The 21,156-nt window shown below is 66.2% G+C and carries 19 protein-coding genes and 1 pseudogene; 13 read left to right on the top strand and 7 right to left on the bottom strand.

The window, feature by feature from the left end:
• Nucleotides 1-56: 56 nt before the first annotated feature.
• Entirely contained in the window at nt 57-2,456 is a 2,400-nt protein-coding gene (locus H162_RS0115830) for a TonB-dependent receptor (protein ID WP_026354704.1), read from the bottom strand.
• A 305-nt stretch (nt 2,457-2,761) separates the two neighbouring features.
• On the opposite strand from H162_RS0115830, the gene H162_RS0115825 reads away from it, so the two are divergent.
• From H162_RS0115825 to nudC, 6 genes are all read left to right on the top strand, one after another.
• Complete coding sequence (locus H162_RS0115825; RefSeq protein ID WP_020654456.1) at nt 2,762-3,772, top strand: LacI family DNA-binding transcriptional regulator; 1,011 nt, start codon at nt 2,762-2,764, stop codon at nt 3,770-3,772.
• 288 nt (nt 3,773-4,060) lie between these two features.
• Nucleotides 4,061-4,486 (top strand): organic hydroperoxide resistance protein, encoded by a 426-nt coding sequence (locus H162_RS0115820; RefSeq protein WP_020654455.1) that lies wholly within the window; start codon nt 4,061-4,063, stop codon nt 4,484-4,486.
• Between the two features lie 190 nt (nt 4,487-4,676).
• A complete protein-coding gene (locus H162_RS0115815; RefSeq protein WP_020654454.1) occupies nt 4,677-5,702 on the top strand; it encodes an alpha/beta hydrolase in 1,026 nt (341 codons plus the stop codon).
• 225 nt (nt 5,703-5,927) lie between these two features.
• Nucleotides 5,928-6,293 carry a VOC family protein gene (locus tag H162_RS0115810; RefSeq protein WP_020654453.1) on the top strand — a complete coding sequence of 122 codons (366 nt, stop codon included), beginning with the start codon at nt 5,928-5,930 and terminating at the stop codon, nt 6,291-6,293.
• A 607-nt stretch (nt 6,294-6,900) separates the two neighbouring features.
• Nucleotides 6,901-7,986, top strand: coding sequence for an MFS transporter (locus tag H162_RS0115805; RefSeq protein WP_229452094.1), 1,086 nt, complete (start codon nt 6,901-6,903; stop codon nt 7,984-7,986).
• Nucleotides 7,987-8,096: 110 nt separating this feature from the next.
• Nucleotides 8,097-8,918: an NAD(+) diphosphatase gene (gene nudC, locus H162_RS0115800; RefSeq protein WP_020654451.1), complete on the top strand. Its 822-nt coding sequence runs from the start codon at nt 8,097-8,099 to the stop codon at nt 8,916-8,918.
• On the opposite strand, the gene H162_RS0115795 is transcribed toward nudC, so the two are convergent.
• Nucleotides 8,915-9,850, bottom strand: coding sequence for a hypothetical protein (locus tag H162_RS0115795; RefSeq protein ID WP_020654450.1), 936 nt, complete (start codon nt 9,848-9,850; stop codon nt 8,915-8,917). The two genes, nudC and H162_RS0115795, sit on opposite strands and share 4 nt — an antisense overlap.
• 143 nt (nt 9,851-9,993) lie before the next feature.
• On the opposite strand from H162_RS0115795, the gene folE reads away from it, so the two are divergent.
• From folE to H162_RS0115780, 3 genes and pseudogenes are all read left to right on the top strand, one after another.
• A complete protein-coding gene (gene folE / locus H162_RS0115790) occupies nt 9,994-10,572 on the top strand; it encodes a GTP cyclohydrolase I FolE (RefSeq protein WP_020654449.1) in 579 nt (192 codons plus the stop codon).
• Between the two features lie 72 nt (nt 10,573-10,644).
• Nucleotides 10,645-10,926, top strand: a pseudogene (locus tag H162_RS0115785) (transposase); the annotation flags it as partial.
• Nucleotides 10,927-11,073: 147 nt separating this feature from the next.
• Entirely contained in the window at nt 11,074-11,679 is a 606-nt protein-coding gene (locus tag H162_RS0115780; protein ID WP_020654447.1) for a phosphatase PAP2 family protein, read from the top strand.
• Nucleotides 11,680-11,684: 5 nt separating this feature from the next.
• Here H162_RS0115780 and H162_RS0115775 read toward each other — a convergent pair whose 3' ends face one another.
• Together H162_RS0115775 and H162_RS0115770 are read right to left on the bottom strand one after the other, a co-directional pair.
• Nucleotides 11,685-12,092: a hypothetical protein gene (locus H162_RS0115775; RefSeq protein ID WP_026354703.1), complete on the bottom strand. Its 408-nt coding sequence runs from the start codon at nt 12,090-12,092 to the stop codon at nt 11,685-11,687.
• Nucleotides 12,093-12,168: 76 nt separating this feature from the next.
• A complete protein-coding gene (locus H162_RS0115770) occupies nt 12,169-13,203 on the bottom strand; it encodes a lipid A deacylase LpxR family protein (RefSeq protein ID WP_020654445.1) in 1,035 nt (344 codons plus the stop codon).
• A gap of 130 nt (nt 13,204-13,333) precedes the next feature.
• On the opposite strand from H162_RS0115770, the gene H162_RS0115765 reads away from it, so the two are divergent.
• Genes H162_RS0115765 through H162_RS0115750 form a run of 4 tightly spaced genes read left to right on the top strand, consistent with a single transcriptional unit; the run spans nt 13,334 to nt 18,382 of the window.
• Nucleotides 13,334-14,569 (top strand): RtcB family protein, encoded by a 1,236-nt coding sequence (locus H162_RS0115765; RefSeq protein WP_020654444.1) that lies wholly within the window; start codon nt 13,334-13,336, stop codon nt 14,567-14,569.
• 39 nt (nt 14,570-14,608) lie between these two features.
• Nucleotides 14,609-15,223, top strand: coding sequence for a (2Fe-2S)-binding protein (locus tag H162_RS31055; protein WP_084677033.1), 615 nt, complete (start codon nt 14,609-14,611; stop codon nt 15,221-15,223).
• A gap of 10 nt (nt 15,224-15,233) precedes the next feature.
• A complete protein-coding gene (locus H162_RS0115755; RefSeq protein ID WP_020654442.1) occupies nt 15,234-16,181 on the top strand; it encodes an FAD binding domain-containing protein in 948 nt (315 codons plus the stop codon).
• Nucleotides 16,178-18,382, top strand: coding sequence for a xanthine dehydrogenase family protein molybdopterin-binding subunit (locus H162_RS0115750; protein ID WP_020654441.1), 2,205 nt, complete (start codon nt 16,178-16,180; stop codon nt 18,380-18,382). The genes H162_RS0115755 and H162_RS0115750 overlap by 4 nt, the downstream gene beginning before the upstream one ends.
• Nucleotides 18,383-18,387: 5 nt before the next feature.
• On the opposite strand, the gene H162_RS0115745 is transcribed toward H162_RS0115750, so the two are convergent.
• The 3 genes from H162_RS0115745 to H162_RS0115735 form a co-directional block, all read right to left on the bottom strand.
• Nucleotides 18,388-19,023, bottom strand: coding sequence for an HAD hydrolase-like protein (locus H162_RS0115745; RefSeq protein WP_020654440.1), 636 nt, complete (start codon nt 19,021-19,023; stop codon nt 18,388-18,390).
• Nucleotides 19,024-19,140: 117 nt separating this feature from the next.
• Complete coding sequence (locus H162_RS0115740; RefSeq protein WP_020654439.1) at nt 19,141-20,094, bottom strand: polysaccharide deacetylase family protein; 954 nt, start codon at nt 20,092-20,094, stop codon at nt 19,141-19,143.
• 213 nt (nt 20,095-20,307) lie between these two features.
• Entirely contained in the window at nt 20,308-21,048 is a 741-nt protein-coding gene (locus tag H162_RS0115735) for an SDR family oxidoreductase (RefSeq protein ID WP_020654438.1), read from the bottom strand.
• Between the last annotated feature and the right edge of the window lie 108 nt (nt 21,049-21,156).

The following is a 21,156-nucleotide window of genomic DNA, read 5'->3' as shown; positions in this document are numbered from 1 at the left end:
GCTGAATGCAAAAAACGGCAGGACCGCTTTGTGCGGGCCTGCCGTGGTACCGGTTCCTAGAAATCGAAGCCGGTGTTGATGCCGACTGTGCGCGGCGGTTTGTACTGCGCCAGCCACGGCCCGAAGCCGTTGAAGGCGCTGGTCTTGATCTTCTTGTCGTTCACGTTGCGGACAAACGCGTCGACCCACCATTTGTCCTTCTGGTAGCGCAACCCGAGGTCGGCGGTGCCGTAGGCTTCCTGCCGGTCTTCCGGTCCCAGGTTGAACACGCTCAGCTCGACGTCGGTTTCATAGCGCGCCGTGACGCGCGGCACCAGCGTGCCGCCGTTATTCAGGTGGAAGGTATGCTGGTACTGGACCGTGGTGGAGAAGCGCGGCGAGTGCGGCATGGTGTTGCCGGTGACGTCGACGCAGGTCGCGATGCGCGGATCGACCGTGCACGGCGGCAGCGCGTAGTCGTTCGAGCCGGCGATCAGGCGGCCCAGCTTGGAACGCAGCACGGCGAAGGTCACCGACAGGCGGTCGTTCGGCGACAGGCGCGCGGCGATTTCCGATTCCAGGCCATAGACTTCGGCGCCTTCGGCGTTCGAGATCGCCAGGCCGCGGCCGCCGTCCGGGAAGCTGACCGGCGAATTGAACTGGAAGTCCTTGAAGTCCATATAGAACAGGGCGTTGTTGATGCGCAGCGCGCCGTTCAGGAAGGTGCTCTTCGAGCCGACTTCGTAGTTGGTCAGGGTTTCAGGCTGGTACGGCAGGCCGCGGTCCTGCACGCCGCCCGACTTGTAGCCGGTCGAGACGCTGGCATAGACCATGTTGCTGCGGTCGATGTCGTAGTTCAGGCGCAGCAGGCCGGTGACCTTGCTGTCGCTGAACTCGCCGTCGTTGCCCGGCACGTCGGGCTTGAAGCCCTGGCCCGGGATGCTCGGGTCGATCGATGGGCTCAGCGGCAGCTGCGGCACGGTCGGGTCGTAGTTCCAGGTGTAGGCGCGGCCGCCGATGTTGGCGCGCTTGTCGTGGGTCCAGCGCACGCCGCCGGTCAGGTGCAGCTTGTCCGAGACGTTCCAGGTGGCCTGGCCGAAGGCGGCGGTCGAATCGACGGTTTCCTTCGGCTGGATGAAGGAACCCTGCCACACGACGTTGCCTTCCTGGGTGCCGGTCATGATCGGGATGTCGAAGCGGATGCTGTTCTTCTCGGCGGCGTAGTACAGGCCGACCTGCCAGTCGACGCTGCGGTTGCCGAGCGACTGCAGTTCCAGCTCGTGGCTGTGGCTGCGGTAGTCGGAATCGACCGTGGTGTGCTCCTGCCAGACGCCGCCCGAGATGATCGAGGTCGGCAGCACGGCGCCGCCGTCCTGGTCGAAGCGCATCGTGCCCTTGTACTTGGAGGCGCCGGCGATGTAGTGCAGCGCCATGTCCTGGTTGATGTCCCAGCTCAGGCGGCTGCGGACGTTGTGGCTGTCGCGGTCGATCCAGGGCGCGCTGTCGCTCAGGGTCGACCAGTGCTTCTGGCCCGGACGCGGGGTTTGCATCAGGTTGGCGCTCGGGGTGCCGCGGTCGAGGAATTTTTCGTAGGCGACGTTCCAGCGCAGGCTGGGCGCGATGTGCCACAGCAGCGAGAGGCGGGCGGCGCTCTGGTCCTGGGCGCTGTACTTGTCGTCGCCGACCACGTAGTTGTTCGGATTGATCGGACGGAAGCTGGCCGGATTGCCGCCGGCGGCGATGTAGGCGGCGCGCTGCTGCGCGACCGGCACGCCCGGGAATTTCTGGTAGTCGACGTAGCCGTCGTGGCGCTCGTGCACCGCCGCGAAGCGCAGCGCCGCAGTGTCCGACAGCGGGATGTTGACCGCGCCGCGCGCGCCGAAGCGGTTGTAGTCGCCGATGCCGCCTTCGACATGGCCGGAGCGGCTGTTCAGTTCAGGCTTGACGGTCTGGATGTTGACCGCGCCGACGGTGGAGTTGCGGCCCCACAGCGTGCCCTGCGGACCGCGCAGCACCTCGATGCCTTCGACGTCGAACATCAGCGCGGTGGCGCCTTCGGCGCGCGGCGAGTAGACGTTGTCCACGAAGGAAGCGACCTCCGGGTCGGCGTACTGGGTCTTGGCGCTGTCGTTGCCGATGCCGCGCAGGGTCATCGTGGTCACGCCGTGGTCGCCCTGGGCGGTGGCCTGGAAGCCCGGCACCAGCGCCACCACGTCGAGCATGGTCTGCACGTGGTTGTCGGCCAGGGTGGCGGCGTTCAGCGCCGTCACCGCGATCGGGGTGCGCTGCAGCGAGGTCGAACGCTTGGTGGCGGTGACCACCACTTCCGCGATCTTCCCGTCGTCGGCGGCCGGGCCTGGTGCGGCCGGCGCGGAGGCGGTCTGGGCCTGGGCAGCGCCGATGCCCGCGAGCAGCGTCAGGACGGCGAGGTGGATAGGGGCGAGGGTGCGCACACGCTGCGGTGCAGAAATTGCCATGCTGTCTCCAATGTTTGTTTTTGATTTGGTAGCGCTAACAACTGATGCCATGAGAAAACGATTTCATAACTACTGAAAACGATTTCATCGTAATTCTCCTAGGCGAAAAATGTCAAACAGAATTTTTAAGGAGGCATGATTGTATTGTCGGCGGGTAGAAATCGGAATTTTATGAAAGATTTTCATAAGCGTCCGGAAATGGTAGGCTGCATGGCTGGCGCAGCCTGCCGACCGCTGAGGGAGTGAAAAAGCTGCGTGATATACTCTGGACAACATTGGCAGCCGCCAGGCATCGCGACCACTTCATGAAAAACGCCGAGAGCACCACCACTACCCTGTACCAGGTCGCCAGTGCGGCCGGCGTTTCTCCCGCCACGGTGTCGCGCTTCCTGAACGGTACCGCCAAGGTTTCGGACGACAAGCGCAAGACCATCGAGCGCGTCATCGACGAACTGCAGTACAAGCCGAACCGCCTGGCGCAGAGCCTGAAGATGGGCAGCACCCGCACCATCGGCGTGCTGACCCAGGCGCTCGAGAGCGGCTACTTCAACCGGGCGATGGTCGGCATCGAGGATGCCGTCAAGGACTCGGGTTATGCGCTCCTGATCATGAGCGGCCACTGGCATGCGGACGAGGAAGCCGAGCGCGTCGAGCTCCTGATCGGGCGCCGCGTCGATGGCGTGGCCATCCTGACCGGTAACATGAGCGACCAGCAGATCCTCGATTTTTCGAAGCGGGTGCCGATCGTGGCCTTCGGGCGCAAGATCAAGGGCGAGCGCATGCTCGGCTTTTGCCTCGACAACTACCGCGGCGCCTGCGATGCGGTCGAATTCCTGGTCAAGCAGGGCCACCGGCGCATCGCCATCATCACCGGCCCGGCCGACCACGGCGACGCCCGCGCGCGCCTGGCGGGTTACTACGACACCCTGGCGAAACACCGGATCGAGGTCGATCCGAACCTGGTGGTGGCGGGCGACTTCCAGGAATCGGGTGGCCTGCTGGCGGTGAACCAGCTGCTGGCGGCGCACCAGCGCTTCACCGCGATCTTCGCGAGCAACGACCTGACCGCCTACGGCGCGCGGCTGGCGCTGTACCGCCGCAATATCCGGGTGCCGGACGACATTTCGATCGTCGGCTTCGACGACCTGCACAGCTCCATGTACACGACCCCGCCGCTGACCACGGTGCGCCAGCCGCTGTACGAGGCCGGGATCGGCATCGGCCGCATGATGCTGTCGATGCTGGGGCATGAGCAGCCGCCGGTCGACGTGCCATCGCTGAGCCTGATCGTGCGCGAATCGGTGCGCCTGATCTGAGCCGGGATTTTCACTGAAATCCGATCCTGCTCAACCCGCGTCCGCCGCTTCGTCTCGCTTCCTGTAACATCTTGTTACACAAGTAGCTTGCAATTGAATAGCGCACGATTTAATATGCAGTCCATGGCAGCGATGAACGAGGTTCAGCGAAGCCGGCAGCACCAGGCAGGCTGGTCCCCAGGGAGAGTCAGGCCTAGGGCAAGAGAGTAGATGTAGTATTTAAATAGTGCGCTATCTAATAGCGAATTAATCCAGCGGAAGTGTCCGCACCTGATAAGGAGTCATACCATGGCAGTCGAAAAAGTCCTCTACCGCGCATCCGCCAAAGCCACCGGTGGCCGTGAAGGCCGCGCCATCTCGTCGGACGGCGTGCTGGACGTCAAGCTGACCACCCCGAAGGAACTGGGCGGCAATGGCCTGGAAGGCACTAACCCGGAACAGCTGTTCGCAGCCGGCTACTCGGCCTGCTTCCTGGGCGCGATGAAATTCGTCGCCGCACGCGACAAGCTGAAGATCTCGCCGGACGTGTCGGTGGAAGGCGAAGTCGGCATCGGCCCGATCCCGACCGGCTTCGGCATCGAAGTGGTCCTGAAGATCAGCCTGCCGGGCGTGCCGGCTGACGAAGCCCAGGCCCTGGTCGACCGCGCCCACATCGTGTGCCCGTACTCGAATGCCACCCGCGGCAATATCGACGTGACCCTGCAACTGGTCTAAGGCAAGACTCTCCCGGGCGACCGGGGGAGGGCAGCAGTCCGGTTGGCCTTCCATATAAATAGTGCGCTATTTAATCGCTGGATAGACTGATTGCTTTCGCAATACATCGTTTTTGCAGTGAACCCGGCCAAGGCGCCCATGTCGGCGGCGCTGGCCACCCGATCCCGATACGTAGAAAGGCAGGAAGATCATGAGCAAGCTGAGCAAGGCAGTCGTCGCGGCAACCCTGGCAATCACTTATGGCGTCGCCTCGGCGGCAGCCGGCGGGCCCGGCGTGGAGCGCCGCACCCAGGAATTCCTGAACGCCCTCGAAGCCGGCGGCGGCAAGCCGATGGAACAGCTGACGCCGGCCGAGGCCCGCGCGGTGCTGGAAGGCGCCCAGAAAAGCGTGAAGGTCGACCTGCCGAAAGCCGAGGTGTCGGACAAGGTGATCACGGTCGACGGCAGGCAGATCAAGCTGAAGATCGTGCGCCCGGCAGGCAGGAAGGGCGAACTCCCGGCCTTCATGTTCGTCCACGGCGGCGGCTGGGTGCTGGGCGATTATCCGACCCACGAGCGCCTGGTGCGCGACCTGGTCGAGAGCTCGGGGGCGGTGGCCGTGTTCGTCGACTACACCCGTTCGCCGGAAGCCGGCTATGGGGTGGCGATCAACGAGATCTATGCCGCCACCAAATGGGTCGCGAAGAACGGCAAGGAACTGCATATCGACGGCACTCGCCTGGCCGTGGCCGGCAACAGCGTCGGCGGCAACATGGCCGCGGCCCTGACCCTGATGGCCAAGGACAAGGGCGAGCCGAAGCTGCGCTACCAGGTGCTGATGTGGCCGGTGACCGACGCCAACTTCGACACCGCCTCCTACCAGCAGTTCGCGCAAGGCCATTTCCTGACCAGGAATATGATGAAATGGTTCTGGGATAACTACACGCTTGACGCCGCCAAGCGCAAGGAGATCACCGCCTCGCCGCTCCAGGCCAGCCTGTCGCAGCTGAAGGGCTTGCCGCCGGCGCTGATCCAGACCGCCGAGTTCGACGTGCTGCGTGACGAAGGCGAAGCCTACGGCCGCAAGCTCGACCAGGCAGGCGTGGATGTGACCGTCACCCGCTACAACGGCATGATCCATGACTTCGGCCTGCTCAACCCGCTGGCCACGGTGCCGGGTGTCCGTTCCCAGGTCCTGCAGGCCGGTACCGAACTGAAGAAGCACCTGAGCAAGTAATCCTGCTTCAGCCCTGGCGCTTGCCTGGTCCTGCTGTGCGTGGCCGCCTTCGGGCGGCCTTTCTGCGCTGTGGCGCAGCGTCGGATAGGCGTGCCGTGGCGGGCACCGCGGTCCATAATGCAGCAAGGTAGAGGGCTGCCATTGAGACGGCCGAGCGCCCGGCCGGTCCGTCGCCAGCGACGCGGCGCCCCGCATGCGGCGTAATCGATCAGGAGGATGCCAATCATGAATCCAGTTGGATGGTTCGAGATCTATGTGCAGGACATGGCCCGCGCCAAGGCTTTCTACGAGACAGTGTTCAAGGTGCAGTTGCAGCGCATGGAAACACCCGATCTCGAGATGTGGGGTTTCCCGATGCAGCCGGATGCCTATGGCGCTCCCGGCGCCCTGGTGCGGATGCCAGGCTTCGCTTCCGGCGGCAACAGCGTGCTGGTGTATTTCAGTTGCGAGGATTGTGCGGACGCGGCGGCAATGGCTGCCGGGGCTGGCGGCAAGGTCGATAAGGAAAAATTCTCGATCGGACAATATGGCTACATCGCCCTGGTCAGCGATACCGAAGGCAACATGATTGGCTTGCATTCGATGCAATAGATTGGGCGGCGCTGTTCGAACCGATCAGTGCCGCGTGCTGCACATATATTTCACAATTCAAGGATCGGGCGCGGACGCACATACCGGTCCATCAATTCTTCTCAGCCGCAATATGCGCGGCTTCCTTTTTTCTCTCCAGCATTATTCGGCTGATAGCGACTAGCCGGAAAACCTTTCTATTGCACCAAGGATTTGCGCCCATGTTGCGGTGCAAGATCGTGCTTCGCCCCTCCCTCCGAATTACGGTAACCCAGCAATAAAATCGCCAAACGGTCTTTATTGTCGGGCTTCTTATTGTTTCCTTGTTGCAGCATTTGAATGGTTTTGTGCATCCCTGCCAAGGAAGTTGCAATTCTTTCGTCAGTACAATGCAACGATCAAAAATTTTTTCCGCATGGAAAACCCACGGCGAATTTTTCTGCGTAAAATTGCCGTCCATCAGCTTCCTGACGTCATTATTTAAAGAACGTTCGGACTGTGAAAAAAGTTCTGGCAACTCCTTTACGCCTCAAACTATTTAACACTTTTCGCCATGCACTCTACTGTCACCGCTGTCTCCGCTGCGCGTACTTCTTCGCTCGCGCAAGCCCAGCAATATGCCCTGCCGGTGTTGTTCACGCTCTTCGGCCTGATCATGGGTTCGTGGGCGGGCCGTATTCCCGCCCTGGCGGAACGTGTCCAGGTGTCCCACTCGGCGCTGTCGATGGTGCTGCTGTGCGGCGGCCTCGGCGCCGTGGTGTCGTACCCGATTTCGGCCTTCCTGATGGGCCGCTTCGGCGCCCGCAAGACCATGCTGATCTCGGGCATGGCGCTGCTGGCCGTGCTGGTGGCGATCGGCATGGCGCCGACCGTCCCGCGCCTGATGCTGGCGGTCCTGGGCCTGGGCATCACCGCCAGCACCTTCGACGTCGCGATCAACTCGTCCGCGACCAGGCGTGAAAAGGAAAGCGGCAAGTCGGAACTGTCGACCCTGCATGGTCTCAGCTGCGCCGGCGGCCTGGCGGGCGCCACCCTGGGTAGCCTGATGGCCAGCCTGAAGATCGCACCGGCTACCCACTTCGTGATGCTGGCCGGTCCGCTGGCCCTGGTCCTGTGGGCTGCCTACTCGATGATGGCCGAGGATGGCGTGGAGCAGGTCGAGAAGAAGCCGTTCTCGCTGCCGCGTGGGCCGCTGGCACTGCTGGGTCTGCTCGGCTTCCTGGGTTCGATGTCGGAAGGCAGCATCGCCGACTGGAGCGGCGTGTTCCTGAAAGAGCACTTCGGCGCCTCCGACGGCCTGGCGCCGCTGGCCCTGTCGTCGTTCTCGGTCATGATGCTGCTGTCGCGCCTGGTGGGCGACAAGCTGAAAGTGCGCTTCGGCGCCCAGCGCCTGGTGACCCTGGGTTCGCTGGTCTCGGCAAGCGGCCTGTTCTTCGCGGTGCTGGCGCCGAACGCCTACGTCGCACTGGGCGGCTTCGCCATCGCCGGCCTCGGCCTGGCCCTGCTGTTCCCGTTCGTGTTCAGCGCCGCCGGCGCCCAGGGCCCGATCGCCCTGGCAGGCGTGGCCAGCATGGCCTACAGCGGCAGCCTGATGGGCCCGCCGGTGATCGGCGCCGTCGCCCATTACGTCGGCATGCAGGCGGCAATCGCGTACGTGGGTGGCCTGTCGATCCTGATCGCCCTGGTCGCCAGCCGCACCCGTCTGCTCAAGTAATCTCCCATGCGTGAAGAGGGGGCGGGGCGGCTGTCCTGGTCTGCGCCGGCGCCGGAGCGCTGTCGCGAAAGACGGTATCATCGGGAGAAGCCAACCCGACCTGATCCGCCATGCTCCAGACACCCGCCTCCTTCACGCCGCTGTTCGCGCCGCATTCCGATCCGGAACCCCTGAGCTTCCTGTTCCACCAGGGACGCCTGCTGGTGCGCGAGGGCAGCCTGGCTTTGCCGGATGCGGCGCTGCTGGGCCAGATCGGCGCCGCGCCCGACTGCCTGCAGCCGCTCGGCCTGCTGGATGGCCGCTACTGCCAGACCGGCTGGCTCGATGCGGAACCGGCGCTGCCGCCAGGCTATGGCTGGCGGGGACTGCGTTCACTGTTCGGCGAAATGGACGAGCAGCTGGTGGGCCTGGCCGGACGCGCAGCCCAGGTCGCCGAGTGGGCGCGCACCCACCGCTTCTGCGGCGCCTGCGGCAGCGGCACCGTGCTGGCGGCGGGCGAGCGCTGCTTCAAGTGCGTGAACTGCGGCCACATGGCTTATCCGCGCATCTCGCCGGCGATGATGGTCCTGATCCGCAAGGGCGACAGCGTACTGCTCGCCATGCACCTGGCTTCGCCGGTCAAGCGCTTCGTGCCGCTGGCCGGCTTCCTCGAGGCGGGCGAGTCGGTCGAAGAGGCGATCCATCGCGAGGTATACGAGGAAGTCGGGCTGCGCGTGCAGAACCTGCGCTACTTCGCCAGCCAGTCCTGGCCGTTCCCGCATTCGCTGATGCTGGCCTTCACCGCCGACTACCTCGACGGCGAGATCCGCGTCGACCAGACCGAGATCGCCGAGGCGCGCTGGTTCGGTCCGGATGACGCATGGCCCGAGCGCGTGCCGCAGATGTCGGTCTCGAGCGTCCTGGTCGACGCCCACCGTCCGCCGGGACGCTAGGATTGCGCGGGGAGCCTTGCTTCCCGTACCGTCGTGGCGCTGGCGGAGTCATCCCAAACGGGCATGTCGCCGCCCGGCATTTCCTGTGTCCGGGATTCCGCCATCGGGCGCGCGGACGCGGGCTTGGCGCCGGTGCCGCGCAGCTTGACCGCGCGTTGCAGCAGGTCGAACCAGAACGGCGCCCCGAACAGCGTGGTGCTGGCGGTCAGCAGCCAGCCGGCGGCCTGCAGGGCAAACTGGCGGTCGAAGCCGGGCGGGAAGCTGGCCCAGCCGATCGGCAGGGCCCACAACTGGTTCAGCGCGGCCGCGTCCAGCGCGCCCGGCGCCGCGCTGATCTGCGCCGCCAGCGCGGGATGCTGCCACAGCGTGCGGAACAGGTGGATGCTGTCGATGTTCAGCAGGATCGCCAGCAGCAGCGACACAAGCCAGGAGACCAGCAGCTGGCGCCGCTTGTAGACGCCCGACAGGCGTTCCATGCCATTGTCGAACCAGCTGGCGATGCCGTCCTGGAAACGCTGCAGGTCGCCGCCGGCGCGCGCATGCAAGGCTTGCAGGGTGCGCCGCAGCTGTGGATCGGGAATCGCGGCGATGGCGGGGCCGAGCGCCGCCTGCCCGAGCCGGATGCTGTCCACCAGGGCGATCGCGAAATGCGTCGGGTCGATGTAGGATGGGCGGCTGGCGGGCGTGGCGGCCTGCCCGTCGTGGCCGCTGCCGCTTCCTTGTGGATTGACCAGCGGATGGGCGTACAGGGATCGCGCCAGCGCGTCGAAGCGCGGATCGCCGAGCATGCGCTTGATACCGTCGAGCAGCATCCTGGCGCGCAGGCCGAACATCGCCGCAAGCGCTTCCTGGATCGTGCTGACGACCAGCGCCAGCGTGCCGTAGCAGAATGCGAGGCCGATGGCGACTTCGAGAACGGTGCTGCCGAACATGGTGCTCTCCCGGGAAGAAACCACCTTCCACGCTAGGCTTCTGCCGCAACGCTGCATTGTTCTTGCTCAAAAAATCGGCACGAGCCGATCGTCTTCCCGCATTTTCTATATACTTGCGGCAATCGTTTTTCTTAGGATTTACCATGTCTCACAAAGATGCTTTCACCGAACAAGACTGGCGCCGCCTGCTCGCCAGCCTTGGCGAAGATCCCGACCGTCCAGGCCTGCACGAAACGCCGGCGCGCGTGGCGAAAGCGTGGAAACACTGGACTTCCGGCTACGGCCAGGATCCGGTGGAAGTCCTCAAGGCCTTCGAGGATGGCGCCGAGGAATACAACGAGCTGATCGTGGTGCGCGGCATTCCGGTCTACAGCCATTGCGAACACCACCTGGCGCCCTTCTTCGGCAGGGCCACGGTCGGCTACTTGCCGAACGGGAAGATCGTCGGCCTGTCGAAACTGACCCGCCTGGTCGACATCTTTGCCAAGCGCCTGCAGGTGCAGGAGCGCCTGACGATCCAGATCGCCAACGCGCTGATGGAAGTGCTGGAGCCGAAAGCGGTCGGCGTGGTGATCAAGTGCCGCCACATGTGCATGGAAAGCCGCGGCATCCGCACGCAGGGCGAAGAGACCATCACCTCGGCCATGCTGGGCGAGCTGCAGCCGAACCTCGCGCTGCGCACCGAGTTCCTGGCGCTGGCGCGCGACGACCGCGGCGCATAAGCCCCCCGCCCCCGGTGCACGCCGGGGGAACCTGTTCCGGATTGCGCCCTCCAAGATGTTTTGGAGGTCGCGATGGAGCGTCCAATATTCCCGAGCGATATATCGCGCGAGCAGTTTGACAGCGTGCGCAGCATGCTCGAGGCTGCGCGCCGCAAGACGCGTCCGCGCAAGCACGACCTGTACGACGTGTTCTGCGCGATCCTGTATTTCCTGCACACCGGCGCCCCCTGGCGCAGCCTGCCGCCGGCGTTTCCGCCGTGGCGGACCGTGCACGAATATTTCAGCCAGTGGAACATGCTGCGTGACGGCGAGCACACCCTGCTCGAGCTGAGCCTGAAAAAACTGGGACGCCGGCAGGAGCTCGCGCAGCTGGGCAGCCGGCGCTGAGGCTGTCATTTTTTTGTCACAATTTGTTGCATTTGCTCTGAGGTGTGCACAAAAGCATGGGCTAAGCTAATGGAAAGTTGTAATATTTTCATCATTAGTGAACGAGATAAAGCCATGTTCGAGCACCTCAACCTGACGCTGTTTGCGGCCCTGAACGCCCATGCCGGACTGGCCGGGTGGCGCCTGCTGGGGGCCGTGTTCGCCGCCGAATGGCTGATCTTCATGGTGCCGTGCTCGCTGGTGCTGCTGTGGGCGGGCGCCGGGCCGGGCCGCGAAGTGGCGCTGCGCGCCTTCCTGGCCGCGCTGTGCGCCCTGGCGCTCAACGGCCTGATCGGCCACCTGTGGTACAGCCCGAGGCCCTTCGTGGCCGAGATCGGGCACACCTTCATGTTCCACGACCCGGACAGCTCCTTCCCGAGCGATCACGCGACCAGCATCCTGTCGGTGGCGCTGGTGCTGGCCTTCAGCCAGGTGGCGCTGGCGCGCCGGCTGGGCCTGGTGATGCTGCCGCTGGCGCTGGTCGTGGCCTGGTCACGGGTGTATCTCGGCGTGCACTGGCCAAAGGACATGATCGGTGCGCTGCTGGTCTCGGGCGCGATGGCGCTGGCCGCATATACGCCGCTGGCGCAGGCTGCCTGCGCGCGCCTGCTGCCGGCCCTCGAATCCGTCTACCGCCGGGTGCTGGCGCTGCCGATCGGACGCGGCTGGCTGCGTCCATAGAGGGGTTACGCTTCCGGTTTTTCGAACACCAGCCCGTCGTTCCCGTCGAGCCGGAAGATGCCCAGCGCCTGCCCGGTCACGCTGTCGGCGTCGGGCGCTTCCAGCTCGTTGCACCCCTGGGTCTCGACCTGCCAGGCTTCGTCGTCCGCACGCAGCGTATACACGCCATTGCCATTGTCGAACAGTTCGATTTCCAGGCCAGGCAGCCGCACCTGGCCCAGTTCCATCTGGCGCTGGCAGTCCGGCATGTTCGACACGATGAGGCGCAGGACCGCGCGCTTGCTCCAGAAATACTCCTGGTCGACCCGCACGATGAGCGCGTGCTGGTTGCTGCCGTCGATGAGGTAGCTGGTCGAATCGCTGGTGCAGCCGGCCAGCAGCATGGGGGCCAGCAGGAGAAGGGGAAGGCGCATGGTAGTCCGTGGTTGATGATGCAACAGTGCATCACCTGCCGAGTATAGAAGCGCCTCCAGCCGCGCGCAACCGCGATCAGAATTCGGTGCCGAGGGTCAGTGCGCCGACCGTGTGGCGCGGCGCCGGTCTCGGCGAACGGAATTCCGGGCTACGCCGCGTCACCTTGAACTGCATGAACCACGGTCCATGGCCGGGTCCCCGGGTGCGCGGAAAATCCAGGCGCAGGCCGGTCATCAGGTCGGTCACCCAGCGCCGCGGCCGGACCTGCGGGTCGCTGCGCCACGGCCGGCCCTGGAGGAACAGGTTGTATCCCATCCAGCGTCCCTCGACCCCGGCGAAGGCCGTGCACTGCACCCAGTCCCAGCGGCACGAGGTCGCCACGTTGCCGCGCGAGATGCGGTGCGTGATCCCGGGCGGCATGGGCGAGACGGCCGGCAGGTCCTTGCCGACCGAGAGCACCACGCCGCCCGCCGCGTAGCTCACCAGGGTACCGAGCCCGACCCGCCAGTAGGCATTGGTCTGCAGGCGCACGTCGCCCCACAGCGCGCCTGACAGCGCCGGCCAGGCCGAGCGGCGCTCGACCGACAGCACGAAGGCCAGCGAATTGCCGACCTGGTGGTCCCAGCCCTGTGGCAAGGGCCGGTCGAGGATGCGGTGCACCAGCTTTTGCGCCGGCTCGGCCAGCGACCATCGTCCCGTCAGGCCGGCCTGGGCGCCGAGGGTGGTCAGGGTCTGGCCGTCTTCCGACAGGAACAGGTAGTCGCGCTCCAGGTAGAGCAGGCCGGCGTAGGGGCGGTCGCAGGGCTGGCAGGTGGGAATGCTGATGTCGCCGGGCGTGTACATCAGCTGCCCGAAGCTGTTCCGGGTGTACAGCAGCCGCTGTCCTTCGCAGCCGAACCAGCGGCACAGTCCATCGGCCCAGCCGCGCGCCAGCGCGGAGCGCTCGTCGGCCATATGGCGCGCCGTGAACGCGAGACCGTTCGTATAGTAGCGGTCGGTGCCGAAGAAGCCGTCGTTCTCGTAGGTGAAGTAGCGGGCATCCTGCGCGCCGGCGGCGCTGGCGGCCAGCAGGAGGGCCAGGGCAGCAAGGCGGGTCGTCAGCGTCGGCATGGTCGGCCTTTCCTGTTCGAAACACCCACCAGTGTTCATGCGGCGCGCAAGGCGCCTTTGATCTTCGACAGGGAATCCGCGCGTTTCAGCCGAACTCCATGGTTTTTTGATTTACGCGATGATACGCCGCATGGAACAGAACGACTTTGAGCTGCTCGGCGGTACGAAGGGGCGTCCGGTCAAGATGTGGACGCGCGGGGTGCCGGTCGAGCCCGAGGCAAAGGAACAGCTGGCGAAGCTGGCCCAGCTGCCCTTCGTGTTTCATCACGTCGCAGTGATGCCCGACGTCCACGTCGGCAAGGGCTCGACCATCGGCAGCGTGATTCCCACCCTGGGTGCGGTCATCCCGGCGGCGGTCGGCGTCGACATCGGCTGCGGCATGATGGCGGCCAAGACCACCCTGCGCGCCGAAGACCTGCCCGACAACCTCGGCAAGCTGCGCAGCGCCATCGAGCAGGCGGTCCCGCATGGCATCTCGCCCAGGACCCGCAACGCCAGGGGCGGCGACGTCGGGTCCTGGAACAAGCCGCCGGCCGCGGTCGATGCGGGCTGGGCCCAGCTCAGGGGCGAGTTCGAGGAAATCTGCCGCAAGTACCCCAAGCTGCGCCACTCGAACAACTACAGGCACCTCGGCACGCTCGGCAGCGGCAACCACTTCGTCGAGGTCTGCCTCGACGAGACCGGCGCCGTCTGGCTGATGCTGCACTCCGGCTCGCGCGGCGTGGGCAATGCGATCGGCACCCATTTCATCGAGCTGGCGCGCCAGGACATGCGGCGCCACATGGTCAACCTGCCCGACCAGGACCTGGCCTACCTCGAGGAGGGCACCGAGCACTACGACGACTACGTCGAGGCGGTCGGCTGGGCGCAGAAGTTCGCGCGCATCAACCGCGAAGTCATGATGCAGAACCTGATCCAGGCGGTGCGCAGCGTCATCACCAAGCCCTTCGAGACCCATGTGGAAGCGGTCAACTGCCACCACAACTACGTGCAGCGCGAGCGCCACTTCGGCAAGGACGTGCTGGTCACGCGCAAGGGCGCGGTGTCGGCGCGCGAGGGCGAGCTCGGCATCATTCCGGGCTCGATGGGCGCGAAGAGCTTCATCGTGCGCGGCAAGGGCAATCCCGAGAGCTTCAACAGCTGCAGCCACGGCGCCGGCCGCCTGATGAGCCGCACCGAAGCCAAGCGCCGCTTCACCCGGGCCGACCAGGAGCGCGCCACCCAGGGCGTCGAGTGCCGCAAGGACGAAGGCGTGATCGATGAAATCCCGATGGCGTACAAGGATATCGACGCCGTCATGCATGCCCAGCGCGAGCTGGTCGAAGTGGTCCATACCCTGAAGCAGGTGGTCTGCGTGAAGGGGTGATTCCCGCTGTCTTTCGGCCCCGCGCAGGGGGCACCCGCCATGGGGCGGAGCCTGCGCATTCTTGTGAAGCGAGCCATCATGCCAGACGACGACCTGACACCCTTCCAGCGCCCATCCACGTCCATCCATGTCCCCGAGCAGCCCGTCACCCTGCGCGTCAACGGCGCCGACTGCACGCTGTCGATCGAGCCGCGCGTCACCCTGCTCGATGCGCTGCGCGAAGTGCTCGGGCTGACCGGTACCAAGAAGGGATGCGACCATGGCCAGTGCGGCGCCTGCACCGTGCTGGTCGACGGACAGCGCATCAATGCCTGCCTGACCCTGGCCATCATGCAGGAGGGCCGCGAGATCGTCACCGTCGAAGGCCTGGCGGCGGACGGCCGGCCGCACCCGGTGCAGGCCGCGTTCATCGAGCATGACGCTTTCCAGTGCGGGTATTGCACGCCCGGCCAGGTGTGTTCGGCGGTCGCCCTGCTGCGCGAAGCGCGCGAGGGCCAGGCCAGCGCCGTGACGGCGGGCGAGCGCCCCGGCGCCCTGGGCGACGCCGAGATCCGCGAACGCATGAGCGGTAACCTGTGCCGTTGCGGCGCCTATGCCAACATCGTGGCGGCGGTGCGCAGCGTGGTGGAGCGTAACGCCGACTTCGGTACCTGAGGGGACGGGCATGCACTCGCTGTCCTACGACCGGGCCCTCGATGTCGGCCAGGCGCTGGCGCTGGTGCGCCAGCCGGGCGCCAGGTTCATCGGCGGCGGCACCAACCTGCTCGACCTGGCCAGGAGCGGCGTCGAGCGGCCGCTGCGGCTGGTCGACGTCAGCCGGCTGCCGCTGTCCGCGATCGTCGAACTGCCCGACGGCGGCGTGCGCATCGGCGCCACCGCCACCAATACCGCCGCCGCCAACCATCCGCTGGTGCGCACGCGCTACCGCGCCCTGTCCGAGGCCCTGCTGGAGGGGGCGAGCACGCAGCTGCGCAACATGGCCACCGTCGGCGGCAACCTGCTGCAGCGCACCCGCTGCCATTACTTCACCGATCCCGGCTTCGCCAGCTGTAACAAGCGCGCGCCCGGCTCGGGCTGCGCCGCGCGCGACGGCTTCAACCGCATCCACGCCATCCTCGGCGCCAGCGAGGCCTGCGTGGCGACCCATCCGTCGGACATGGCGGTGGCGCTGTGCGCCTTCGATGCCGTGGTGCGGCTGCAGGGAGCGAACGGCGAGCGCAGCGTGCCGCTGTGCGGCTTCCACCGCCTGCCGGGCGACACGCCGGAAATCGACACCGTGATCGCCCCGGACGAGCTGGTCACGGCGATCGACCTGCCGCCGCTGCCGTGCGCCGCGGGCTCGCACTACCTCAAGCTGCGCGACCGCGCCAGCTACGCCTTCGCCCTGGTGTCGGTCGCGGCCGCGCTCGACCTGCGCGGCGGCGTCGTGCACGACGTGCGGCTGGCGCTGGGCGGCGTGGCGCACAAGCCCTGGCGCGCCCGCGATGCGGAAGACGCGCTGCGCGGCCAGGCGCTGGCCGGCGCCCGGCCGCTGCGGCACAACGGCTTCAAGGTGGAACTGGCGCGCCGCGCGGTCGTGCGCGCGCTGCGGGTGACGGGAGGTTTGACATGAACATCGGGGCGCCCGTCGACCGTACCGACGGCTGGGCCAAGGTCAGCGGCGCCGCGCGCTACGCGGCCGAGCATCCGGTCGAGAACCTGGCGCACGCGGTACTGGTCACCAGCACCGTCCCCAACGGACGGATCATCCGCATCGACACGGCGCGCGCGCGCCAGGCGCCCGGCGTGCTGCTGGTGATGACCCACGAGAACGCGCCGCGGCTGCCGGAGGAAACCAGGCACGGCAAGCTGTCTCCGCCGATCGGACGCATCCTGAGCCTGCTGCAGGACGACCTGGTGCACTACAACAACCAGCCGGTCGCGGTGGTGGTGGCCGCTACCCTCGAGCGTGCCCGGGAAGCGGCGGCGCTGCTGCGCATCGACTACGAACGCGCCCCGGCGGTGCTCGATTTCGGGGAGGCGCGCCAGTCGGTGCATCCGCCCGACAAGGTGCTGGCCCAGTCCACCGACACCCGGCGCGGCGACGTGCACGCGGGCAGGCTGGCCGCCAGCGTGGTGCACGAGGCGGTGTACTCCACGCCGGTCGAGCACCACAACCCGATCGAGCCGCACGCCACCATCGCGGCCTGGGACGGAGACCACCTGACCCTGTACGACACGACCCAGTACATCAAGGGCGTGCAGCGCAGCGTGGCCGAGACGCTCGGCATCGCGCCCGGGAAGGTGACGGTGCGCTGTCCCTACGTGGGCGGGGCGTTCGGCTGCAAGGGCTCGGTCTGGTCGCACGTGGTGCTGGCCGCGATGGCGGCGCGGCAGGCGGGCCGCCCGGTCAAGCTGGTGCTCGAGCGCTCCCAGATGTTCGGTCCGGTGGGCGCGCGTCCGGTCACCCAGCAGGAGATGCTGCTGGCGGCGTTCTCCGATGGCCGCCTGAGCGCCGTGCGCCACGACACCATTGCCCATACCTCGATGATCGAGGACTGGATGGAGCCCTGCGGCCTGATGACGCGCATGATGTACGCCAGCCCGAACCAGGAAACCACGCACCGGCTCGCGCGCATGCACCTGGGGACGCCGAGCTTCATGCGCGCGCCGGGCGAGGCGAGCGGCTCGTTCGCGCTGGAGAGCGCCATGGACGAGCTGGCGGTCGCGCTGGACATGGACCCGGTCGCGCTGCGGCTGAAGAACTACACCGATCGCGATCCCGGCAAGGACCTGCCGTTCTCCAGCAAGTCGCTGCGCCAGTGCTACGAGGAAGGCGCGCGCCGCTTCGGCTGGCAGGAGCGCGACCCGCGGCCGCGTTCGATGCGGCGCGACGGCAAGCTGGTCGGATGGGGCATGGCGACCACCACCTACCCGGCCAACCGCTCGCCGGCGCAGGCGCGCGCCGTGCTGCATCCGGACGGCAGCGTCGTCGTGGCTTCGGCCACCCACGAACTCGGCACCGGCACCTATACCGTGATGTGCCAGGTCGCCGCCGATGCCCTCGGGGTGGCGCTGGAGCAGGTCGGCTTCGCGCTGGGCGACTCGGCGCTGCCGGAAGCGCCGGTCTCGGGGGGCTCGGCCACGGTGGCCAGCGTGGCGCCGGCGGTGCAGGCGGCGTGCCGCGCACTGCGCCTGAAGCTGGCCGGGATTGCCGCGGCCGACCCGACCTCGCCGCTGCACGGCGCACTGCCCGGCGAGCTCGAGGTGGAGCACGGCGAACTGTACCTGCCGGGCGAGCCGATGCGGCGCGAATCGATGGGCGTGATCGCGGCGCGCCATGGCGGCCCGGTGGAGGCCGAGGCCCGCGCGGAACCGGGCGAGGAGAAGAAGGCCTACTCGATGCACGCCTTCGGCGCCGTGTTCGTCGAGGTCGAGGTCGACGAGGACCTGGGAACGTTGCGGGTGCCGCGCGTGGTCGGCGTCTATGGCGTGGGGCGGCTGCTGAATGCGAAGACCGGGCGCAGCCAGCTCATGGGCGGCATCGTCGGCGGCCTGGGCATGGCTTTGTTCGAGGAGACCGTGTTCGACCGCTTCGACGGGCGCGCCGTGAACGGCAACCTGGCCGAGTACCACGTGCCCGTGAATGCCGACATCGGGAGCATCGAGGTGCATGTCGTCGACGAGGACGACCCGCATGTCAACCCGCTGGGGGCGAAAGGCATCGGCGAGATCGGCATCACCGGCGTGGCCGCCGCGGTGGCCAACGCGGTCTGGCACGCCACCGGCCGCCGCATCCGCGACCTGCCGATCACGCTGGATAAACTTTTATAGGATCCTCAGCAGCGCATGATCGACAGCAGGTCGGCCGGCGTGGCGAACTCGCGCTGCGGCGCGACGCGGCGCAGCGCCTCGATCGACGCATAGCCCCAGGTCACCGCCCCGAAGGCGACGCCGGCCTTGCGCGCGGCGTCGGCATCGGTGGACTGGTCGCCCACGTAGAGCGCCTGCGCGGCCGGGACCATCGCAAGCTTGAGCACCTTGCGGATGCGCGCGGCCTTGCCGAAGATCGACATCCCGCATTCGTAGTACCCGACCAGCGCGCCCAGTTCCGGGCCGAGGACCAGGCGCACGTTCTGTTCCGAATTCGAGGACACCACCGCCAGTTGCACGCCATTGCGGTCCAGTTCGCGCAGCGTGTCGCCGACGCCTTCGAACAGCGGGATGCGCTCGGCATTCTGGCGCATCCGTTCGACGAACGAGCGCGAGGCGAGCGGCAGCTTCCACGCCGGCATGCCGACGTGGCGCATGATGTCGCGCGGTCCATAGTGGCGCAGCCGGGCCGCCTGTTCCGCGTCGACGCGGCGAAAGCCATGCTCGTCGGCGATCTCGTTGAACACGCTCATGAAGAATGGAAACGAGTCGGCGAGAGTACCGTCGAAGTCGAAGATGGCGAGGCGGTAAGTCATGCGCATGAATACGGCAGCAACGCCGGTAGGGAACACATGGCGATTATAGGCTGCGCCTGCCGTAGCACGGCGATGCATAGCTTTTTCCGTAGTCCGGCCCTGCGCCAGTGCCGGACCCTTCCCTCAATGGCGCGCAAGCTGCCAGTTGCTGTACTTGTCGTAGACAAACTGTTCGGCCATGCGCGGCACGGTTTTCAGCAGGCTTCCCTGGATCAGGAGGTTCCGGCTGGAATTGTGATGCATCGGCGCGCTTGCCGCGGTGGCGACACCGCAGGCATGGAAGCGATCCCGGTTGTTGTTCAGGTACTTGCACAGCGAATTCAAGCGCTGCTGGTTCAGCGCATGGCGGCGCATCTGGCGCAGCGTGAAATCGCGGTTCTGGACGTACTCGAACGGGTGGGTCAGGATGACGACCTGTTCGATCCCGGCGCGATGGGCCTGGTCGAGCAGCATGCGCGTCTCGGCAAAGCTGCTGCCGGTGATGGTCAGCGACTTGAGGTGCTGCTTGCCCGGCATCTTCCAGTCGCAGAAGGTCAGGATCGGACATTCGAGCACCCCATGGCGCGCGTGGCGGCCGCTGTACAGGCAGTAACGCTTGTCGCCGCTGTCGAACACCGCCATCCCGATGTTGGAACTGTAGGGAATGCCGGAGCGCGCCAGCGCGCGGTACAGGGCGTCATCGTGCTGGAGGCTGGCGCTGCGGAACACGGTCGGCGCCGGCAGCTTCCAGTCGTGGAAGACCTGCAGTCCGTTCTCGATCAGGCGCAGCGATTCGCCTTCGTCACGCCGGTAGAAATCGTCGATGCCCGGCGTCTGGATCGTGCGGGCGCGCTCGCGCCAGTCGTGGTGCTGGAACACGTCCCAGCAGGGATGGACATGCAGCTGGACTTCATGCCCTTCATCGAACAGGTGATGCGCGATGTCGCGCATCGGATCATGCGTGAAGTAATGGCGGTTCAATGCTTCGACAAAGAAGGTCGCCGTGATGCGGTGGCGTGCAAAGCAGCCAAGCATGAAACCGAGTCCGTGCGACTTGTGGTCCACGACGCACCAGACACGCTGCTCGGCAACCGGCAACAGCGCACGGTCCTGAAACGCGCCTGCGATACTGAATTCTGTGTCAACGCTGATACAAACTTTAGTTTGCATGATAGGAGCTCGCCTAGTTGAGCTGTCAGTATATTCCTACAGCAAGCTCTTAATAATTTATTATTGCTATCCCTTTCAAGTCCGTTATAAAAACCACAACATTCATCCAGCCATCTTTGCCGCCCGCAATGGACCCGGCGCTCAGGCAAGGCCGCCGTTGACGCGCAGCACCTGGCCGTTGACCCATCCCGCGTCCGGCCCGGCGAGGAAGGACACGACGCTGGCGATGTCGCGCGGCTCGCCCAGGCGTTCGAGCGGCGCCATCTGCGCGAACTGCGCGATCTGTTCCGGTGTTTTTCCATCGAGGAACAGCTCGGTTGCCACCGGCCCCGGCGCCACCGCGTTCACGCGTATCTGGCGGCCGCGCAGTTCCTTGGCGAACACCCCGGTGAGCGCTTCGACCGCGGCCTTGGTGGCGCTGTAGATCGCGTAGCCCGGGAGCCTGAGCGCCAGCACGGTGGTCGAGAAGTTGACGATGCGTCCGCCCGGATTCAGCCGCTGCGCCGCCTCGCGCAGCGTGTTGAAGCTGCCCTGCACATTGATGGCGAAGCTGCGCGCGAACAGCTCGTCGCTGGCCTCGGCCACAGGCACGGTGTTCAGGATGCCGGCATTGTTGACCAGGACATCGACCTTGCCCAGTTCACGCTCGGTGGTATCGAACAGGGCGCGCACCTCGTCGGGCCGGGAGATGTCGGCGCGGACCGCGAGCGCGGCATGGCCGGCCGCGCGCAGCGCCGCGACCGTCTTTTCGGCCTCGATCGCATTGCTCGCATAGTTGACGGCCACCTTGTAGCCATCCTCGGCCAGGCGTTGGGCGACGGCGGCGCCGATGCCGCGCGATGCGCCGGTGACGATGGCAACCTGTTGCTGTGCTTCTTTCATGCAGTCCTCCTGGAATAGGTGAGTGACTCCATGATCGGCGATGGGCGCATGAAGATCATTGCCTGGAGAACGACAACATCGTTTCGTTTGGCTGAATAATCCTGGCCG

Source organism: Massilia niastensis DSM 21313 (assembly GCF_000382345.1).
GTDB classification, from domain to species: domain Bacteria; phylum Pseudomonadota; class Gammaproteobacteria; order Burkholderiales; family Burkholderiaceae_D; genus Telluria; species Telluria niastensis.
The sequence above is the reverse complement of the archived record's forward strand: the minus strand, read 5'-3'. Positions and strand labels throughout refer to the sequence as shown.

What these genes read in the sequence shown, in the direction of transcription:
- H162_RS0115830 (WP_026354704.1), bottom strand. Translation starts at nt 2,456, where the DNA reads ATGGCAATTTCTGCACCGCAGCGTGTGCGCACCCTCGCCCCTATCCAC.
- H162_RS0115825 (WP_020654456.1), top strand. Translation starts at nt 2,762, where the DNA reads ATGAAAAACGCCGAGAGCACCACCACTACCCTGTACCAGGTCGCCAGT.
- H162_RS0115820 (WP_020654455.1), top strand. Translation starts at nt 4,061, where the DNA reads ATGGCAGTCGAAAAAGTCCTCTACCGCGCATCCGCCAAAGCCACCGGT.
- H162_RS0115815 (WP_020654454.1), top strand. Translation starts at nt 4,677, where the DNA reads ATGAGCAAGCTGAGCAAGGCAGTCGTCGCGGCAACCCTGGCAATCACT.
- H162_RS0115810 (WP_020654453.1), top strand. Translation starts at nt 5,928, where the DNA reads ATGAATCCAGTTGGATGGTTCGAGATCTATGTGCAGGACATGGCCCGC.
- nudC (WP_020654451.1), top strand. Translation starts at nt 8,097, where the DNA reads ATGCTCCAGACACCCGCCTCCTTCACGCCGCTGTTCGCGCCGCATTCC.
- H162_RS0115795 (WP_020654450.1), bottom strand. Translation starts at nt 9,850, where the DNA reads ATGTTCGGCAGCACCGTTCTCGAAGTCGCCATCGGCCTCGCATTCTGC.
- folE (WP_020654449.1), top strand. Translation starts at nt 9,994, where the DNA reads ATGTCTCACAAAGATGCTTTCACCGAACAAGACTGGCGCCGCCTGCTC.
- H162_RS0115780 (WP_020654447.1), top strand. Translation starts at nt 11,074, where the DNA reads ATGTTCGAGCACCTCAACCTGACGCTGTTTGCGGCCCTGAACGCCCAT.
- H162_RS0115775 (WP_026354703.1), bottom strand. Translation starts at nt 12,092, where the DNA reads ATGCGCCTTCCCCTTCTCCTGCTGGCCCCCATGCTGCTGGCCGGCTGC.
- H162_RS0115770 (WP_020654445.1), bottom strand. Translation starts at nt 13,203, where the DNA reads ATGCCGACGCTGACGACCCGCCTTGCTGCCCTGGCCCTCCTGCTGGCC.
- H162_RS0115765 (WP_020654444.1), top strand. Translation starts at nt 13,334, where the DNA reads ATGGAACAGAACGACTTTGAGCTGCTCGGCGGTACGAAGGGGCGTCCG.
- H162_RS31055 (WP_084677033.1), top strand. Translation starts at nt 14,609, where the DNA reads ATGGGGCGGAGCCTGCGCATTCTTGTGAAGCGAGCCATCATGCCAGAC.
- H162_RS0115755 (WP_020654442.1), top strand. Translation starts at nt 15,234, where the DNA reads ATGCACTCGCTGTCCTACGACCGGGCCCTCGATGTCGGCCAGGCGCTG.
- H162_RS0115750 (WP_020654441.1), top strand. Translation starts at nt 16,178, where the DNA reads ATGAACATCGGGGCGCCCGTCGACCGTACCGACGGCTGGGCCAAGGTC.
- H162_RS0115745 (WP_020654440.1), bottom strand. Translation starts at nt 19,023, where the DNA reads ATGCGCATGACTTACCGCCTCGCCATCTTCGACTTCGACGGTACTCTC.
- H162_RS0115735 (WP_020654438.1), bottom strand. Translation starts at nt 21,048, where the DNA reads ATGAAAGAAGCACAGCAACAGGTTGCCATCGTCACCGGCGCATCGCGC.